The sequence below is a fragment of the Actinoalloteichus fjordicus genome, from assembly GCF_001941625.1.
In the GTDB taxonomy this organism is placed as follows: Bacteria; Actinomycetota; Actinomycetes; order Mycobacteriales; family Pseudonocardiaceae; genus Actinoalloteichus_A; species Actinoalloteichus_A fjordicus.
On the sequence record NZ_CP016076.1, the window covers coordinates 6,230,144 to 6,247,298 of the forward strand.

17 protein-coding genes are annotated in these 17,155 nt (G+C 70.8%); 6 read left to right on the top strand and 11 right to left on the bottom strand.

What is annotated here, in order from left to right; all coding sequences use genetic code 11:
- Positions 1–341: 341 nt before the first annotated feature.
- Positions 342–3,497, bottom strand: a complete 3,156-nt coding sequence (locus tag UA74_RS26580; RefSeq protein WP_232237476.1) for an EAL domain-containing protein — start codon at positions 3,495–3,497, stop codon at positions 342–344.
- Positions 3,498–3,844: 347 nt separating this feature from the next.
- Entirely contained in the window at positions 3,845–5,011 is a 1,167-nt protein-coding gene (locus UA74_RS26590) for an NAD(P)-dependent malic enzyme (RefSeq protein WP_075742661.1), read from the bottom strand.
- A 683-nt stretch (positions 5,012–5,694) separates the two neighbouring features.
- Between UA74_RS26590 and UA74_RS26595 the strand changes: the two genes are divergently transcribed.
- The 3 genes from UA74_RS26595 (at position 5,695) to UA74_RS26605 (ending at position 8,111) form a co-directional block, all read left to right on the top strand.
- Positions 5,695–6,309, top strand: coding sequence for a dTDP-4-dehydrorhamnose 3,5-epimerase family protein (locus tag UA74_RS26595; protein WP_075742662.1), 615 nt, complete (start codon positions 5,695–5,697; stop codon positions 6,307–6,309).
- Complete coding sequence (locus UA74_RS26600) at positions 6,306–6,911, top strand: histidine phosphatase family protein (protein WP_075742663.1); 606 nt, start codon at positions 6,306–6,308, stop codon at positions 6,909–6,911. The genes UA74_RS26595 and UA74_RS26600 overlap by 4 nt, the downstream gene beginning before the upstream one ends.
- Before the next feature lie 291 nt (positions 6,912–7,202).
- Positions 7,203–8,111: an alpha/beta hydrolase gene (locus tag UA74_RS26605; RefSeq protein ID WP_075765676.1), complete on the top strand. Its 909-nt coding sequence runs from the start codon at positions 7,203–7,205 to the stop codon at positions 8,109–8,111.
- An 88-nt stretch (positions 8,112–8,199) separates the two neighbouring features.
- Here the strand turns inward: UA74_RS26605 and UA74_RS26610 are convergent, their stop codons facing one another.
- Complete coding sequence (locus UA74_RS26610; protein ID WP_318533271.1) at positions 8,200–8,769, bottom strand: GNAT family N-acetyltransferase; 570 nt, start codon at positions 8,767–8,769, stop codon at positions 8,200–8,202.
- On the bottom strand, positions 8,766–9,209 hold the full coding sequence (locus UA74_RS26615; RefSeq protein WP_075742665.1) for a hypothetical protein: 444 nt from the start codon (positions 9,207–9,209) through the stop codon (positions 8,766–8,768). The genes UA74_RS26610 and UA74_RS26615 overlap by 4 nt, the downstream gene beginning before the upstream one ends.
- Positions 9,210–9,374: 165 nt before the next feature.
- Between UA74_RS26615 and UA74_RS26620 the strand changes: the two genes are divergently transcribed.
- Together UA74_RS26620 and UA74_RS26625 are read left to right on the top strand one after the other, a co-directional pair.
- A complete protein-coding gene (locus tag UA74_RS26620; RefSeq protein WP_075742666.1) occupies positions 9,375–10,298 on the top strand; it encodes a diacylglycerol/lipid kinase family protein in 924 nt (307 codons plus the stop codon).
- Positions 10,299–10,540: 242 nt separating this feature from the next.
- Positions 10,541–10,795, top strand: a complete 255-nt coding sequence (locus UA74_RS26625) for a WhiB family transcriptional regulator (RefSeq protein WP_069851995.1) — start codon at positions 10,541–10,543, stop codon at positions 10,793–10,795.
- 198 nt (positions 10,796–10,993) lie between these two features.
- On the opposite strand, the gene UA74_RS26630 is transcribed toward UA74_RS26625, so the two are convergent.
- On the bottom strand, positions 10,994–12,484 hold the full coding sequence (locus UA74_RS26630) for a sensor histidine kinase (protein WP_075742667.1): 1,491 nt from the start codon (positions 12,482–12,484) through the stop codon (positions 10,994–10,996).
- A gap of 107 nt (positions 12,485–12,591) precedes the next feature.
- Positions 12,592–12,720: a hypothetical protein gene (locus UA74_RS34080; protein ID WP_257787489.1), complete on the bottom strand. Its 129-nt coding sequence runs from the start codon at positions 12,718–12,720 to the stop codon at positions 12,592–12,594.
- Positions 12,721–12,836: 116 nt separating this feature from the next.
- Here UA74_RS34080 and UA74_RS34345 point away from each other — a divergent pair, with 116 nt between their 5' ends.
- On the top strand, positions 12,837–12,911 hold the full coding sequence (locus tag UA74_RS34345; protein ID WP_404800003.1) for a 50S ribosomal protein bL37: 75 nt from the start codon (positions 12,837–12,839) through the stop codon (positions 12,909–12,911).
- A 513-nt stretch (positions 12,912–13,424) separates the two neighbouring features.
- Here UA74_RS34345 and rsrA read toward each other — a convergent pair.
- The 5 genes from rsrA to UA74_RS26655 all read right to left on the bottom strand — a co-directional run bounded on the left by rsrA (position 13,425) and on the right by UA74_RS26655 (position 17,144).
- Positions 13,425–13,793: a mycothiol system anti-sigma-R factor gene (rsrA, locus tag UA74_RS26635; RefSeq protein WP_075742668.1), complete on the bottom strand. Its 369-nt coding sequence runs from the start codon at positions 13,791–13,793 to the stop codon at positions 13,425–13,427.
- A complete protein-coding gene (locus UA74_RS26640) occupies positions 13,790–14,428 on the bottom strand; it encodes a sigma-70 family RNA polymerase sigma factor (RefSeq protein ID WP_232237478.1) in 639 nt (212 codons plus the stop codon). The genes rsrA and UA74_RS26640 overlap by 4 nt, the downstream gene beginning before the upstream one ends.
- 609 nt (positions 14,429–15,037) lie before the next feature.
- Entirely contained in the window at positions 15,038–15,514 is a 477-nt protein-coding gene (gene ybaK, locus UA74_RS26645) for a Cys-tRNA(Pro) deacylase (RefSeq protein WP_075742669.1), read from the bottom strand.
- Positions 15,515–15,774: 260 nt separating this feature from the next.
- On the bottom strand, positions 15,775–16,395 hold the full coding sequence (locus UA74_RS26650) for an alpha/beta hydrolase family protein (RefSeq protein WP_075742670.1): 621 nt from the start codon (positions 16,393–16,395) through the stop codon (positions 15,775–15,777).
- Positions 16,392–17,144 carry an SOS response-associated peptidase gene (locus UA74_RS26655; RefSeq protein WP_075742671.1) on the bottom strand — a complete coding sequence of 251 codons (753 nt, stop codon included), beginning with the start codon at positions 17,142–17,144 and terminating at the stop codon, positions 16,392–16,394. The genes UA74_RS26650 and UA74_RS26655 overlap by 4 nt, the downstream gene beginning before the upstream one ends.
- Positions 17,145–17,155: the final 11 nt, after the last annotated feature.

Below are 17,155 nucleotides of genomic sequence, written 5' to 3' on the forward strand. Positions count from 1 at the left end.
ACGCCCGCCGGTCCGGGTCCGGTACGAAAGGGCCGACGGCACCGGGCAGGCACACAACGGCCCCGGCAGAACGCACCCCGGGCGCCGAGTCCACGGCATCAGGTCGACGGCCCCGAGACCGGCGGACGCCCCGAGCGGTGCCCGCCCCGATACCCGACCTGGAGCGAGCCCGCTGCCGCGAGTCGAATCCGATCGCAGGGTCCGGTCACCGCAGACAGATCACCCACCGGACCGCGACCGGACAGCGAAGCCGTCGTCCGGCGGGCCGAGCAGGCAGGACGCCAGGCGCCGGGCGGCACCCGGGCACCCGCACCCGCCAGACGGGCGCAGATCGCCTCGGCTCAGCCCGCCCGAGGCACGTGCAACGGGCCGAGGTCGAGCACGGCGCGGAACTCCTTGGCAGGCACCGGCCTCGAGAACAGCCAGCCCTGATACGCGTCCACCCCGACGCCCCGCAGCACGTGGAACTGGGTCGCCGTCTCGACGCCCTCGGCGACACAGCTGCGATCCATCGCCCTGGCCATGTCGACCACGGCCCGCGCCACGGCGAAGTCGGAGGGATCGTTGCCGACCCCGGCGACGAATCGCCGATCGACCTTGATGATCTGCGCGGGCAGGTCCTTGAGCCGGGCCAGCGAGGAGTAGCCGGTGCCGAAGTCGTCGACCGCGAAGCGCACGCCCCGGTCCACCAGCTCGCCCATCGTCTGTCTGGTTCTCGAAGGCAGGTCGACCAGGCTGGTCTCGACGAGTTCCAGGATCACCCGGTTCCAGTCGATCCCGGCCTCTTCGACGGCGTGCGTCACCGAGTCGACGAAGTCGGGAACGCCGGGCACCAGACCGGCCAGGTTCACCGCCACCGCGACCGGCCTGCCGTCGACCTGCGGCCACGTCGATGCCTCCCGCAGCGCGGTCCGCAACACCCAGCGGTCCAGGTCCCGCAGCAGGTCGCCCTGTTCGGCCACCGGCAGGAACACGTCGGGGGCGAGCAGGCCGCGCTCGGGATGCGGCCATCGGACCAGGGCCTCCGCCGTCTGCACGGCGCCGTCCGGCCCCACCACCGGCTGATAGTGCAGAACCAGCTCGTCACGGGTCAGCGCCTCGCGCAGCTGCCCCTCCAGGTGGACCTGCCGGTCGGCCGAGGCCATCAGGGCGGCGCTGGCCAGCGCGACCCGACCCGCACCCTCCCGCTTCGCCTCGAACATCGCCGCGTCGGCGAACCGCAGCAGGTCGGCGCCGCTGGCCCGTGAGCCGTTCGGCACGGCGGCGCCGATCGAGGCCGAGACCCGCACCAGCTGACCGTGCACGGGAACCGCCGTCCGCAACAGCCCCGCGACCCGCGTCGCCAGGGCGTCCACCCCGCCGACGGCGTCGATGTCCGAGCAGATCACCACGTACTCGTCACCGGAGAGCCGCGCCGCGGTGCAGCCGGGGGGCAGGCCGCCCTCCAGCCGACGCGCCAACGCGACCAGCAGTTCGTCGCCCGCGTCGTGGCCGAGCGAGTCGTTGACGCGCTTGAAGTTGTCGATGTCGCAGAACAGCACCGCCACCCGGCTGCCGTCCGGGCCGCTGAGCAGCCCGGCCAGGCGTTCCTTCACGGCCGCCCGGTTCGGCAGTCCGGTGAGGTCATCGTGGGTTGCCTGGTGCCGCAGGGCCTCCGCGGCCCTGCGTCGCTCGGTGATGTCCTGGAAGACGATCAGCCAGAACTGGCGGCCGTCGTCCTGCACCGAGCGGGAGACGTGCAGTTCGCAGTAGACGGGCTCGCCGTCGGAGCGGACCAGCAGCCGTTGCGGCACCTTCGTCCGCTTGACGTCCAGTCCCGCGATGCGGGCCGCCGACCGCGCCCTGGCCTCGCGTTCCTGCGGATGGGTGAGCTGGTCGGCCGACATGCCTCGGATCTGGTCGAGGTCATAGCCGAGCAGGTCGCACAGCGTCTCGTTGGCGTCGATCAGCCGCTCTTCGTGATCGAAGATGCCGATGCCGACCGGGGCGATGGACACCAGGTCGGCGAACCGCTGACTGGTCCGGCGGACCTTGGCCTCCGCAGCGCGCTGCCCGGTGAGGTCCTGGGTGATGCCGACGACGCGAGGGGTCCCGTCCGCCTCTAACGTGATCGCGCCACTACACCGCACGATGCGGATCGAGCCGTCGTCTCGAATCACGCGGTGTTCGCATTCCGAGGGCTGCTGATCCACCAGCAGGGTGTGCCAGAGTCCGTCGACGGTCGACCGATCCTCGGGATGCACGCCGTCGAGGTATCGCTGGTAGGTGATCTCGACGTCGTCGGCGACGCCGAAGATCTCCCGCAGGACCGGCGACCAGGAGACATGGTCGGATGCCGGGTCCCACGACCAGAAGCCGAGGCCCGCGCCGCGCTCGGCGTCGAAGAGCCGTCGGCGCTCCGCCCGCAGCTCGGCCTCCAGTTCACGTTGCGCGGTCACGTCCTGCACGGTGCCGTGTCGGCGGATCACCGCACCGTTCTCGTCGAGTTCGGCACGCATCCGGCAGGCGTATCGCCGTTCTCCGGTGCGATCGCGCAACTCGACCTCGCCCGGCCTGCCGTCGACGTGATCGAGCAGGCTCACGGCCACATCGCGGTCCTCGGGATGCACCGCTGCCAGCAGCTGTCTGTCGTCGCCCGTGAGTTCGAGCAGCCGTTCGCGCAGCACTTCGCTGCACCGACGGGAACCGAACGGCTCCTCCTGGGTGAAGCTGCCGAGTCGGGCGATGCGCTGGGCCTCCAGCAGCCAGGCGCGTTCCTCGGCGAGTGCCTCGGCCGCGATCCGCTCCTGGGTGACGTCCGTGGCGAAGCCGACGAGGAACTCGGGCAGCCCGGCCGCATCCCTGGTGATCGTCGCCTTGGCGAGGAGCCGCCGCACCGGACCGTCGGGCGGCTGGACCCGGTACTCGAAGACGAAGTCCTCCAGCCGCTCGGTCTGTTCGGCGGCGAGGTTGATCAGCCGTTCCCGATCGTCGTGATGCAGCAGGCCGACGATGCCTGCAAAGTCCAGGGGCGCCCCGCCGGGCTCACGGCCGTGCAGCACGAACAGGCCCGGTGACCAGTGCCCGACGCCGTCGGAGAGCCGGTACTCGAAGGAACCGATGCCCGCGTCGATCTGGACCTCGCGAAGCCGCTGCAATTCCGCCCGCACCTTCGACGACGGACCGGTGTCCGGGAGATCGACGAGCAATACGGTGCGCAGCGCCTGCTCACCCGATTCGGGGGGCAATCGCACCACTCGAACGGGAACAGTCGAACCATCCGTGCGCGTGACCCGATCGGACCCGCCGTCCGGGTCTGCGGTGACATCGAGCTTGCGGCCGATCAACGCCACGGCGGAGTCCGCCCGCAGCAGCCGCACGAAGTCCTCGTTGGCCGCCTGGATCAACCCCTGGGGGTCACAGCGGACCGCAGGGACGTCGAATGCGGACAGGCCGATGTCCTGATCGAGAACACCGGCACCGTCCAGGCCCCCGAGCTGCTCGACCTGATCGGTCACGGCTTCATCCTCCCGCTCGCGCGACGTGGCATGCAGTCGACTGCGCGGACGGTCCGTCCGCGTCGACGGCGATCGACCGACGGCGTCGGAACGCCACCTGTCAGTGCCTACCCGACGCCTGCCTTCGGAGTCACTCCGCCAGACCGGGCCGGGGCCCCGGTGGGCCCCGGCCGATCAGGCATGTTCGGCGGGCTGAAAGCTTCGCCAATCAAGTGACAGCCTTTCAGGTGACTCCTCAATGCGCACCCGATGACGCCGTTTCGACGATCTTTTTTCGTCGCGTCTGCAGAGTGTCACTCTGCACCCGATCGTCCCGGCCCAGTCCCCCTGATCGGGCGACTGCACGGCTACTCGGCGGCACGGGCCACCGCGTCGGCCACGGCGGGTGCGACGCGCGGGTCCAGGGCGCTGGGCACGATGCGGTCGATGGACAACTCCTCCGCCGCCACCGAGGCGATCGCCTCCGCCGCCGCGAGCTTCATCCGCTCGGTGATGCGCCGGGCTCCCGCGTTCAAGGCGCCCGCGAAGACGCCGGGGAAGGCCAGGACGTTGTTGATCTGATTCGGGAAGTCGCTGCGCCCGGTGGCCACGACGGCCGCATGGCGGGCGGCGATCTCCGGGTGCACCTCCGGGTCCGGGTTGGACAGGGCGAACACGATCCCGTCCGGAGCCATCAACTTCAGCGAGGTCTCGGGCACCTGAGCGGAGGAGACTCCGATGAAGACGTCGGCGCCGGTCAACGCCTCGTCCAGACCGCCGGTACGCCCGGCCGGGTTGGTCTCCTCGGCGAGGGCCGCCTTGATCGGGTTCAGATCGCCGCGTCCCGCGTGCACGATCCCCCGCGAGTCGAGCACCGTGACGTCCGCGATGCCCGCCGCGACCAGGATGCGCGCGCAGGCCACCCCGGCCGCGCCCGCTCCCGAGACGACGACGCGCAGGGAGCCGGGATCACGGGAGAGCACGGTCGCCGCACCCCGCAGCGCGGCGAGGACGACGATCGCCGTGCCGTGCTGGTCGTCGTGCATGACCGGGCAGTCCAGGGCCTCGATCAGCCTGGCCTCCAGCTCGAAGCAGCGCGGCGAGGACACGTCCTCCAGGTTGACCGCGCCGAAGGACGGGCGCAGCCGCACGAGAGTCTCGACGATCTCGTCGACGTCGGTGGTGTCGAGCACGATCGGGATGGAGTCCAGCCCGCCGAAGGCCTTGAAGAGGGCGGCCTTGCCCTCCATCACCGGCAGTGCCGCCCTCGGGCCGATGTCACCGAGGCCGAGGACGGCGGTGCCGTCGCTGACCACCGCGACCAGTCGGCCGGTCCAGGTGTAGTCCCTGGCCAGTGCTGCGTCGCGGGCGATGGCGCTACTGACCCGCGCGACGCCGGGTGTGTAGGCGATGGACAGGGCACGGGAGTCGGCGAGCGAGGTGCGCACGCTCACCCCGAGCTTGCCGCCCTCGTGGGCCAGGAAGATCTCTTCGTCGGTCAACCGACCGGTCGCCTGATCGTTCAGTGCGGTCACGACATCCCTCACGGTGGGAGACAGGTTGGGGTGCTCGCGGCGGCGGACCGCCTGCGGTGAGGCCCGGCGAGGTGGTGGCACCGGTGCGGCGGTATCCGTAGAGGCGAGCGGTGCCCTCGAAGGACGTTGAGTGAGGAGCACGAGGCGAATCAGCGGTGCCGATCAGTCTGGCAGTCCGGCCCGAGCCCCTCCAAACGACGTCCCGCGAAAGGTGAGCAATATTTCATTGAAACGACGATTCGGTTAGCAAGACGTCCGTTCTGATTGTTGAGAATTCTTCTGACAGTCAGGTCTTCACTCATTCCTGCTCGGCTACCCGAATCATCCGTTCCCGGCGTCCTCACCCGGGCCCACCGCATCCGTCGTATACCCCGGTCGGCCGAACAGGCCAACGGCGGCGTCCGAATGCGAGAGCCGAGCGGGAGCAGCATCTCGCACCCGGATCGAGGACGGCCCGAGTCCAGGTCGGAAGTGCATCGGCGCAGGCACCCGGCGGGCGGCTCCGCGCCGCCGCCCCGGCAGGCTCGCGATCGGCTCGACGCGGGCAGGCGGGGCGCCCTCGCACGTCAGCGCCCCGGCCGACCGCCGGACGAACCAGCCACGGCACACCGCCCACTTGTGACGCCGACGGCTCTCGGCGAGCCCGTCCGTCCGCGCCGCGACGCGGACTAGGCTCGTGGCTCGTGCGAGTACGAGAGCTGAGCATCGACGGCATCTTCGAGTTCATCCCGAGAAAATTCCCCGACTCGCGTGGGTCGTTCGCCGCGCCGTACCAGGAGGACGTCTTCACCGAGGCGGTCGGGCACCCGCTGCGACTCGGGCAGGCCAACAACAGCGTCTCCCGACGCGGGGCGATCCGCGGCGTGCACTTCGCCGACGTCCCGCCAGGCCAGGCCAAGTTCGTCTACTGCACGCGCGGCTCGATCCTCGACGTCGCCGTGGACCTGCGGGTGGGGTCCCCGACCTTCGGTCACCACGACACCGTGCGGCTGGACGCCGAATCGTCCAACTCGGTCTATCTGCCCGAGGGCATCGGCCACGCCCTGCTCGCCCTCGATGACGACACCGTCGTGTCCTATCTGTGCTCCGAGGGCTACCGCCCCGGTCACGAGCACGGGGTGAACCCGCTGGACCCCGAGCTGAAGCTGCCCTGGCCGAGCGACATCCCGCTGCTGCTGTCCGACAAGGACCGGGACGCGCCCTCGCTGAACGAGGCGCTGGCCGCGGGGCTGCTGCCGGATCACCAGACGTGCCTGGAGCACTACGGCAGGCAGCGCACGATGGTCGAGCTGCGATGACCGCCGAAAAACCGCCGGAATGGCCTGCAGGCGCGGTCTACCTGCTGCGGCACGGCGAGACCGAGTGGTCGGCCACGGGCAGGCATACCGGTGTCACCGACCTCTCCCTGACCACGCGGGGAAGAGACGAGGCGCGTCGAGCGGGCGAACTGCTCGCCCGGCTGCGAGGCGACGCGCCGCCGCCGCTCGTGCTGACCAGCCCGCGAGCCCGCGCCAGGCAGACCGCCGAACTCGCGGGCCTCACCGGCGAGGTCGTTCACGAGCTGGCGGAATGGGACTACGGCGACTACGAGGGCCGCACCACGCCCGAGATCCGCGAGCAGGTGCCGGACTGGACGATCTGGAGCAGGCCGACGCCGAACGGGGAGACCTCGGCCGAGGTGGGCCGCCGCGCCGATGCGGTCCTGACGACGGTGTCGACCCGAAGCGCGGGTCGCGACGTCGTCCTGGTCTCCCACGGCCATCTGCTCCGGGTGCTGATCGCCAGGGCCCTCGGGCTGCAGCCCGACCAGGGCGTCAGATTCGCCCTCCAGACCGCCGCGATCACGGTGCTCGGTGCGGAACGCGGAGTGCCCCAGCTCCGGAGCCTCAACCTGCGCTGACGGCAGGCACGTCCAGGACCGGCCGCAGCCGCCACGATCGGCGGTCGGCCACGGACGACGGCGGCTCGACGATCCCGCAGCGCAGCGGTCGTCGACGTCGCCGCACGCAGGGCCGCGCCCCCGGGGGCGCGCCTCGGGACTCCCTCACCGGACGAACCGCCGCCGGACCACCCCCAAACGGCAGTCTCGCCTTCGCCTCGCGGCCGATGGCAGCGATGATCGGGGGCGGCTCGACGCCGAGGGCGGGCCCGGTTCTGGTTCCGGCGCCGACCCGCGAGGAGGACGACAGCCATGACCGACCGAGAGCACGGCGGCCCGCAGGCGGTCTACGCCGGTTTCGACCAGGCCGAACTGGATCGTGAGTACTCGCCGAGCTCGTGTGTGCCGGACCTGGCACGGCTGCTCGACGACTACGCGGTCGCGGGCGTTCGAGCCCGTGCCGCGCTCCGGGTCCGGCTCGACCTGCGTTACGGCCCCGACCCGATGCAGGCACTCGACTTCTTCCCCGCCGACGCGCCCGAGGCGCCGCTTCTGGTGTTCGTCCACGGCGGCTACTGGCAGGAGCTCGGCAAGGGCGACGCGTCGTTTCCGGCCCTCGACCTGATCCCGGCGGGCGCCGCGTTCGCCTCCGTCGGCTACGGGCTGGCGCCGGAGCACTCGCTCGAAGAGATCGTGGCCTCGGTGCGGCAGGGCCTGTGGTGGCTGGTCGAGCACGCCGAGAGCCTGGGCGTCGACCCCGCCCGTATCCATCTCGCAGGCAGTTCGGCGGGTGCCCAGCTGGTCGCCATGGCGCTCTGCCACGCAGCGCTGCCGGACGGACGATCGCCCTCGGAGGTGTTCGCGGGGGCGACGCTGCTCAGCGGGGTGTACGACCTCGAGCCGATCCGGCTCTCGTATGTGAACCGGGCGTTGGGCCTGGATGCGGCGGCCGCCCGGCGTAACAGTCCGCTGCATCTGCTGCCCGACCGGCTGCCGCCGTTGATCGTGGCCAGGGGCGCCGACGAGACCTCGGAGTTCGCCCGCCAGCACGACGACATGATCCGTGCGGTCCGCGCCGTCGGCGGCGAGGTGTGCGACCTCGTCGTCGACGGACGCAATCACTTCGATCTGCCGTTCGACCTCGGCGATCCCGCCACCTCCCTGGGCAGGGCGGTCCTGGCACAGCTCGGCGTGCGGAGAGCGGACGAGGCGCCGCGCTAGCCGCCTGCCGAGGCGGGCCGAGGTCGGTCCCCTGCCGCGACGAGCCGACAGCCGGTCCGGCCGCGCCGAAGGCGGGACGCCGAGTAGGTCAGAACCGTCGATGCATCACGTGCAGGCCCACCAGCCCGTGCTCGGGATGCCGGAACGCCTCCGGGACGGTGGTGAGAATCTCGAAGCCCAGCGAGGTCCACAGCCGGACGGCGGCCCGATTCGTCTCCACGACCGCGTTGAACTGCATCGCGCGATACCCCTCGGCCTCGGCCTCGGCGAGGACGTGCCGGGCCAGCGCCCGGCCCAGCCCCGCGCCCGACTGATCGGGGTCGATCATGAACGAGGCATTGGCGACGTGTGCGCCCGCACCAGGCTGCACCGGCTTGAGCAGCGCGGACCCGACGATCGTCCGGCGGCCTGCCTCGTCGTCGAGTTCGGCGACGAACACCCGCGCGGGCGGTGGCAGCATCCACAGTCCCTCGGCGGTGCGCTCGTCGGTGTCCCGAGGGTAGGAGTAGGTCCGGCCGTCGGCGACGATCCGATGCCAGATCGGCCAGACGCCCGCCCAGTCGGCCGCCACGGCGGGGCGCAGCGTGGGCGTCACGGCGGCGCGGCCGAGGTTCTGCCGAGGAGTCTCGGTCCCCGGAGCCTGCTGCGATCCGGTCACGCCTGTCGTTCCTCAGCCGCCCGACTGAGCTCCTGGCCCGCCTCCTCCGGCGTCAGCCCCATGCCCCACAGGCGGGCGGCCGGGGTGTGCAGCAGGAGGACCGCGGCCGCGCAGTAGACGGCGAGTGCGATGCCCTCGGCAGGCCTGCCCGACGGCCCGAAGGCGTACCAGGCCACGCCGAGCAGCAGGAGTTGGATGAACAGGGCAGGGGTCCTCGACCAGGGACGCCCCCGCAACAGGCCGACCGCGAAGGCCAGCACCCCGCCGCTGAGCAGTGCGAAGTAGGCGGCGTGCCCGTAGCCGCTGCCGCCGGTCTCGGCGGCCTGCCCACCGACCTCACGGGCGAGCAGCATGGCGGTGAAGACCAGACCGGCGATGCCTTGAATACCGACGAGCAGACCGGCGATCAGCACCGACCTCGGCGCAGTGTCCAGGCGCACGGCCCACTCCTACCAGCTTCGGCGAACAGGGATACAGGGATGTCGACCTCGATGGTAGCCCCGTGTAACACCGGGCGGGTGACGGCGACTCGGCGATGCGTCCCCCGTCACGTCCGGCCTCGTCGGCGTCTCACGACCGCTCCACTGCCGGCTTAGGCTTTCCTCGTGCGCGCCCTCCTCGTGACGAACCCGCAGGCCACCACCACGACTCCCGGAACACGGGACGTGCTGGCGCACGCGTTGGCGAGCGCGGTGAAACTGGATCTGGTGGAGACCGCCTACCGGGGTCATGCAGCCGACGCCGCGGCAGAGGCGCGCGCCGACGGGCTGGACCTGGTCGTCGCGCTGGGCGGCGACGGCACGGTCAACGAGGTGGTCAACGGGCTGCTCCGGCGCGGAACGGGCGGCGAGGTGCCGATGCTCGCCGTGGTGCCCGGCGGGTCGGCGAACGTGTTCGCCCGCGCGCTGGGCATGTCCCGAGAGCCGGTCGAGGCGACCCATCAGGTGCTCCAGGCCTTAGAGGCTCGTCGTTCGAGACGCGTGGGCCTCGGTCGCGTCGACGACCGGTGGTTCACCTTCAACGCGGGTCTCGGCTGGGACGCCGACGTCGTCGAGGCCGTGGAACGTCAACGCGAGGCGGGCCTGGTCGCGACTCCGCTTCGCTACGCCAGGATCGCGTTCGACAGATATCTCCGATCGGCGATGCGAAAGCCGAGTCTCACCGTGGAGCTGCCCGGTCGAGAGCCGATAACGGGATGTCATCTGGCATTCGTCTGCAACACGACCCCGTGGACCTATCTCGGTCCGTACGCGATGCGCACCAATCCCGACTGCTCGTTCGACTCCGGTCTCGGGGTGTTCGCGCTGGACACGATGCGAGTGCCCACGGTGCTGCGCCATCTGACCCAGGTGTTCGCGGGCACGACGGGCGGTCCGCACGGCGCTCGGCTGCTTCGCGAAGACGATGTGCCGAGTGTCGTGGTGCGTTGTGACCGTCCGATGGGCCTTCAGGTCGACGGCGACTTCCTAGGTCGCCACGAAGAAGTTCGCTTTAATGCAGCGCCGAACGCACTCGAGGTTGTAGCCTGACCGTTGCACCGCGACGACTGGCACGTTGTCAACCGCTGTCGGGTGGTTCTTTTCGCCGGGCGTGCCCCGCAAACCCACCACCAAACGTGATCACCTGTCGATCGTTCGGGTGAGTCTCCTCACCGGAATGGATCGAACCCCTTGACATCGCGCCAGTTCGTGAAAGCATTCACAAGCACCCAGCACATCCCCCCACCGACTACCGGCGCGTACTGATCGCGCCTAGCGAGGAGCTAGGAACAATGGACTGGCGCCACGATGCGGCCTGCCGTGACGAGGACCCCGAGCTGTTCTTCCCCGTGGGAAACAGCGGTCCCGCCCTTCTGCAGATCGCCGAGGCGAAGGCCGTCTGCCGCCGCTGCCCGGTGTCCTCCGAGTGCCTGAGCTGGGCTTTGGAGAGCGGGCAGGACGCGGGCGTCTGGGGCGCGATGAGTGAGGATGAGCGACGCGCTCTCAAGCGGCGTAACGCTCGCACTCGCGCCCGCAGTAACGTCTGAGCCGCGCGAAACACCATTCACACGCTGTGAAGGCCCGATCCGAGTCGACTTCGGATCGGGCCTTCACTGCGTTCGCCATACCCACTCGAATACGTCGAACAGTCACCCGCTGATCACATCCGGCATCCCTGCGCCCGCAGGCCGCCGGACACCGAGAGTCAAGGTCGGAACAGGCGAACGGACGCCGAACCCGCCGAATCAACGCCGTCGAGTCAGCGGCACCCGGAGTACCGCCTGCGTCCCGACCGTGTCACCCCGCCGCAGACTCAACGAGGCCCGCAGCTCCGAGTCCACCAGGGTCCGCACGATCTGAAGCCCCAGCCCCTCCGCTCGCTCGAGCGAAAAGCCTGCTGGCAGCCCCCTGCCATCGTCGGCGACGACCACGTCCAGCCATTTCGCCGATCGTTCGGCCGACACCACCACCAGTCCCCGCACCCCGCTGGCGAAAGCATGCTCCATCGCGTTCTGCACCAGCTCGGTGAGCACCATCACCAAGGGCGTAGCCAGCTCGGCGTTCACCACGCCGAACCGGCCCTCCCGGCGCACGACGACCCGACTCTCCGCCGCGGCGACATCGCTCATCATCGGAATGACCCGGTCCACGAGATCATCGAGGTCCACCCGCTCGTCCACCGACATCGACAGCGTCTCGTGCACCAGCGCGATCGAGGTCACCCGACGCATCGACTCCTCCAAGGCCTGCCGGGCCTCGACCGTCGACATCCGGCGGGACTGCAGGCGCAGCAACGCCGCCACCGTCTGGAGATTGTTCTTCACGCGATGGTGGATCTCGCGGATCGTGGCGTCCTTTGACATCAACGCACGATCGCGCCGCTTGACGTCGGTGACGTCGCGGACCAGCACCAGCGCCCCGGCAGGCTGCCCCCGAGGGCGCAGCGGCAACGCCCGGAACAGCACCGTGGCACCGCGCGCCTCGGCCTCCATCCGCATACTCGGCTCGCCGTCCACCGCCGACCTGATCCGCTGCGCGACCTCCGTCGCGTCGAAGGGATCGGAGAGCAGTGACCGGGTGAGCGCGGCGAGCTGCGTGCCGATGAGGTCGGCGGCGTGCCCCATCCGGTGATAGGCCGACAGGGCGTTGGGGCTGGCGAAGACCACGCCCCCCGCCGAGTCCAGCCGGATCATGCCGTCGCCGATCCGAGGACTCGTGTGCACGTCGGGCGAGGGCTCGACGGCGGGGAAGGTGCCGTCGGCGACCATCTGACACAGGTCGGAGGCGCTGCCGAGATAGGAGATCTCCAGCGGGCTGGGCACCCGAGGAACGGCCAGGTTGGTGTCCCGGCTGAGTACGGCGACGACCTCTCGGTCGAACCGCACCGGGATGGTCTCGCGGCGGACCGGCACGCCGAGATGCCAGCGGGGGTCCTCCTCGCGACAGATCCGGCCCTCGATCACGGCCCTGCGCAGCTGCGGATGCTCTTCGGCGGCCAACCTGCCGCCCACCAGGTCCTCCGGATGAGCGGTGGGCGCGGTCGTGGGACGGGCCTGGGCGACGCACAGGAACCGTCGTCCCAGCTCGGCGTCCTCCTCCAGCGGCACCCAGAGCAGGAAGTCCGCGAAGGAGAGGTCGGCGAGGAGCTGCCATTCCACGACCACCCGCTGGAGGTGCTCGATGACGGCGTCGGACAGACCAGTGTGCTCGGCGAGCAGGTCGGACAGCGTCGACATGTCAGGCCCCCACCCGAGACGCGATCACTCGACCACCGCGATCGGGGCGCCGTGCCGAGCGACGTCTCCGTCGCGCACCGGTCGCGCCGCCGCGCCTGTGGTCTCGGTCACCACGAGGTCTCCCTCTTCATCGACGTGAGCATGACGTGCAGGCGGCCCTGGGTCCCTCGGCTCGCTGCGACGACGGCGACCTCGGACCCGTCTGCCGCACGCTCGGCACGAATCTTCTCGGTCATCGCCACGTCCTCCTGATGCTCCATCCTCGTCGCCATCCAACCACGACCGGGCCGGCTCCTCGGCGTCGGTGACAGCGTGTCAGACTCTCCGGGCAACTCCACGAGAAGGAGCCACGATGTCCAAGCGTGCTCGCAAGAAGCGTGACCGGAAGAAGAAGGGCGCGAGCCACGGCAAGCGCCCCAACAGTTGAGCGGAGCCTCGGGTGCGTCCCGCACTCTGGAGGACCGGTTCGACAGTGAACGACCCCGGCACGCAGCCGACATCGCGTCCGGGGTCGTTTCGCGTCCGAGTCCTCATCGCAGCCGGGGCGGCCGAAGGTTCGTGCAAGGCCCGCGCCGCGCCAAGTGGTCGTCTGCCCGAACTCCTGCCGAGTTCCTGGCGGTGCGCCGCACCGAGGACATCCCGGGCCGGTCGGGCGTTGGCCGTCGGACCCGCGATGACGTCGTTCTACAGGTCTTCGCAGGCTGCCGATGCGGGTGCGCACAGCGAAAGCTCCGGCAAACAGGCTCCCCGGCGAACTCCATCGCCGCGATCATCGCCCACGGCGTGGACCGTCGACGGCGAGCAGACCCGAGGCGGATGAACTGCCCGGTGCCCGGCCGTCGACCCGACCTGAGCCGAGCAGCCGAGCGACTGCCTCGACCTGCGTTCTCGGCACCGACCGCGAACCGGCGACCGGCGTACAGAACTGCGGCTCGGACGCTCAGTCCTCGCGGACCTGGACTCGCTGCGGCGGGGCGGCATCCGGCGTCCTGGCCCGCAGCTCGACCTCGACGGTCCGGCCGCGCGGTCCGTGCTCGACGGTCACCTGTGCCTGCTCCAGCACGGTCTCACGGATCGACGTGCGCAGCCGCTCCTTGAGTGCGTCCGGCGCCTGCTCGTTGCCGCATTTCCGGGCGAGGAGCTCCTTGAGGTGCTCCTCGATGCCGAAGTGCTCCAGGCACGGCCCGCACTCGTCGAGATGCCTGCGCAGCGCATCGCCTCGACCTTGCGCGCACTCGTGGTCGAGCAGCAGCCACAGCTCGCCGAGCACCTCGGTACACGGCGTCTCGTGAGGTCGCTCGTCGCTCACGACTTCGTCACCTCCCGCTCACTCGCCCGGAAGAAGCCGCGGTCCCTGGCGACGTCGGTCAGCAGGTCCCTGAGCTGAGCGCGTCCACGGTGCAGTCGCGACATGACCGTGCCGATCGGCGTGCCCATGATCTCGGCGATCTCCTTGTAGGCGAAGCCCTCCACGTCCGCCAGATAGACCGCCATCCGAAAGTCCTCCGGCAACTGCTGCAACGCCTCCTTGACCGCGGTGTCCGGCAGGTTGTCGAGTGCCTCCACCTCGGCGGACCTCAGCCCGGACGAGGTGTGGCTCTCGGCCTGTGCCAACTGCCAGTCCGAGATCTCCTCGGTCGGCTGCTGCTGCGGCTGGCGTTGCCGCTTACGGTAACCGTTGATGTAGGTGTTGGTGAGGATTCGGTAGAGCCAGGCCTTCAGGTTGGTGCCCTGCGAGAACGACGCGAAGGCCGCGTACGCCTTCAGGTAGGTCTCCTGCACCAGGTCTTCCGCGTCAGCCGGGTTGCGGGTCATCCGCAGCGCAGCGCCGTAGAGCTGGTCGAGCAGCGGCATGGCGTCGCGCTCGAACCGGCCTGCGAGTTCGCCGTCCGCCGGGGGCCCCGCCTGGCGATCCGCTCCCGTGGCTCCCGATCTGCCGGGCACGGAACTCCCTTCCCGCCGTCGCCTGCCTGCGACGGTACGAGTCGACAAGCCCGAGGTCGGGCGACCGCGGGCCGTCCTCAAGCCTACGTCTTCGCGGGCATCCCGCCCGGCTTCCAGCACCTCTGTCACCACGTCCAGGGCAACGCCGAGGGCCGCGCCCGCATTCCCGCGCACCGTCCCTCGTTCCGCTGTGCGGGTACCCCGAGGCCTGCCGGATCAGACGTGGCGGGCAGCCCCGACTCGTCGAGAAGGTGCATTCGTCGGGCGGGCAGGCGTGTCAAGGGACTCCGGTGCCCTCGGTCGCCTCGGGTGCTCTAAGTGAGCCCTGGTGCGCGTGTCGGCTCTCGGTGTCCCTGTTCCTCGGCGGCCCACCCCGGGCCACGCTCATGCCTGCCCGCCCGGCTCCTGCCCGAACTACGCGGACGCGTCGGGTCCGCACTCTGCGAGGTGCTGGGCAGCGTCGGGCGACACTCGCACGCCCGCACGGGCCGCGTCCTCTATCTGCGGGGACGAACGGGCCGGGCGGTTCGGCGCTGCCCGCTCGATGCAGGCCGCATCGGCAGGGAACTGGCGAGACGACCTCGGCGGCGAGCAGGAGGGCCCGCCCGATCAGGAGGAGATCGGCGCGACCACCGCCCTGGTGAGCGTGACGAGGTCCGCCGGGGCCAGCTCGATCTCCAGACCGCGTCGGCCGCCGCTGCAGAAGATCGTCGGATGCTCGACGGCGGACTCGTCGAGCGCCAGGGGCAGTGCCTTGCGCTGTCCCAGCGGGGAGATGCCGCCCGCCACGTACCCGGTGGCCCGCTCGGCGTCGGCCACCACCGCCATCCTCGCCTTCTTGCCGCCGAGCGCCGCCGCCAAGGCCTTGAGGTCGAGCTGGCGTGCGACGGGAACCACACCCACCACGAGTCGGCCGTCGAGATCCGCCACGAGGGTCTTGAAGACTCGGCGCGCGTCCTGACCGAGCAGTTCCACGGCCTCGGTCCCGTAGGAGGCGTGCTTCGGATCGTGCTCGTAGGCGTGCACCTGATGCTGGACGGCCTTCTTGACCAGCAGTGCGGTCGCCGGTGTTCCTCGTCCCGCCATGCACGCAGCCTAGATCGCCGCCGCCGCAGGGCCGCACCCCCGCCGAGGCACCCGGGCTGCTGAGGGTCTGCTCCTTCGCAGGCAGACGGCTCGCCGCTCGGCACCACGGGTGTACCGACCGTCGAAGCAGAAGCCACGCGCTCACCTGCCTGCCGAGTTCGCCCCGTCGCTCGACGGCACGGACTCGGGCGAGTTCCGAGTCGCTCGGCCAGGGCGGCCCGACATCAGAGCCGGGGCGGCGAGCCGTGGAGCCGGTCGGGCTAGTCGGGTCGTGCCAGGGGACGCAGCACACGAACCAGCCACTCCTCGACCGCCCTGGTCACCCCGATCGGATCGGCCTTCAGTGCGTGGTCGCCCGCCACCACGACGACCTCGCGGTGGGAACCGGACTCCGGCCTGCCGAAGGCGTCGCGTTCGCCCTGGACGACCAGCAGGGGCACGTCGACGGCGTCCAGCTCCGCCAGCCGATGCCGTTCTGGGGTCTTCGGCGGGGCAACCGGGAAGGCCAGGCACAACACGGCCGCCGCGCCGCCCGCCGAGGCGGTACGACAGGCGACCCGCGCCCCGGAGGACCGGCCGCCGAACACCATCGGGAGGTCGCGAAACCAGTTCTCGCCGAGCCACCGGGCGACGGCGAGCCAGGCCGCGTCGAGCTGCCGCGCGGGCGCGGGCGCGCGCCTGCCCGCCACCCGGTACGGCTGCTGGACCAGCGCGACGTGCACCCCGGCAGCGGTGGCGCCTCGGGCCGCCGCGACCAGATCGGGCGCATCGACGCCGCCGCCTGCTCCGTGCCCGAGTAGCAGCACCGCGGTGCCCTCCTCGGCGGAGTGCAGCTCCACGAGCGCCGGTCCGTGCGGCGTCTCGACGTCCAGCGTGGTCACGGCGCGTCGAAGAGCGTCGGGGGCGCACCGGAGTCGAGCAGCTCGATGCGTTCCATCAGTTCGGGACCGTTGTTGCGCATGTTGTTCACCGCAGGCGACACCGGGCGGACCCGGATGCGGGCCACCAGGTCCTCATCGGGCGCGGCCAGCAGTTCGGGCACGGCGGATCTCGCGGGATCAAGCCAGTCGGACCAGGCATGTCGCGGGAGCACCAGCGGCATCCGGTGGTGGATGTCCGCCGTCTCGCCCAGGGCATCGGTGGTGACCACGGCGGCGGTCACCAGCGGGGTGGGCTCCGCGCCGGGTTCGCTCGGCGGGCGCCACCACACCGAGAACACCGCGGCCATCGCGAGGGTCCGCTCGTCTTCATGGGCCGCGAAATAGGGCTGCTTCCGCTCGGCGGTCGGCTTCCACTCGTACCAGCCGTCGGCGGGCACCAGGCAGCGTCGCCGGGAGGCGGCATCGCGGTAGGCGGGCTTCTCGGTGATCGTCTCGGCCCTGGCGTTGATCATGGGCGGACCGTCTGCCGGGTCCTTGGCCCACGGCGGTACCAGTCCCCACCGGACCAGTCGCACGGTGCGGCGGGCCGCACCGCCGTCGGCGGGCATCCGTTCCACGATGATCGGCACCATCCGGGTGGGGGTGACGTTGTGATCAGGCCCCTCATAGGCACCGTCGGTCCCGTCGACCGCGTCGAACTCGGCGGCGAGTCGCGCCGGGTCCTTGGTGATCGCGTACCGGCCGCACATCGACACTCACT

What these genes read in the sequence shown, in the direction of transcription:
- UA74_RS26600 (WP_075742663.1), top strand. Translation starts at nt 6,306, where the DNA reads ATGACCGCCGAAAAACCGCCGGAATGGCCTGCAGGCGCGGTCTACCTG.
- UA74_RS26605 (WP_075765676.1), top strand. Translation starts at nt 7,203, where the DNA reads ATGACCGACCGAGAGCACGGCGGCCCGCAGGCGGTCTACGCCGGTTTC.
- UA74_RS26625 (WP_069851995.1), top strand. Translation starts at nt 10,541, where the DNA reads ATGGACTGGCGCCACGATGCGGCCTGCCGTGACGAGGACCCCGAGCTG.
- UA74_RS26630 (WP_075742667.1), bottom strand. Translation starts at nt 12,484, where the DNA reads ATGTCGACGCTGTCCGACCTGCTCGCCGAGCACACTGGTCTGTCCGAC.
- UA74_RS34080 (WP_257787489.1), bottom strand. Translation starts at nt 12,720, where the DNA reads ATGACCGAGAAGATTCGTGCCGAGCGTGCGGCAGACGGGTCCGAGGTC.
- ybaK (WP_075742669.1), bottom strand. Translation starts at nt 15,514, where the DNA reads ATGGCGGGACGAGGAACACCGGCGACCGCACTGCTGGTCAAGAAGGCC.
- UA74_RS26655 (WP_075742671.1), bottom strand. Translation starts at nt 17,144, where the DNA reads ATGTGCGGCCGGTACGCGATCACCAAGGACCCGGCGCGACTCGCCGCC.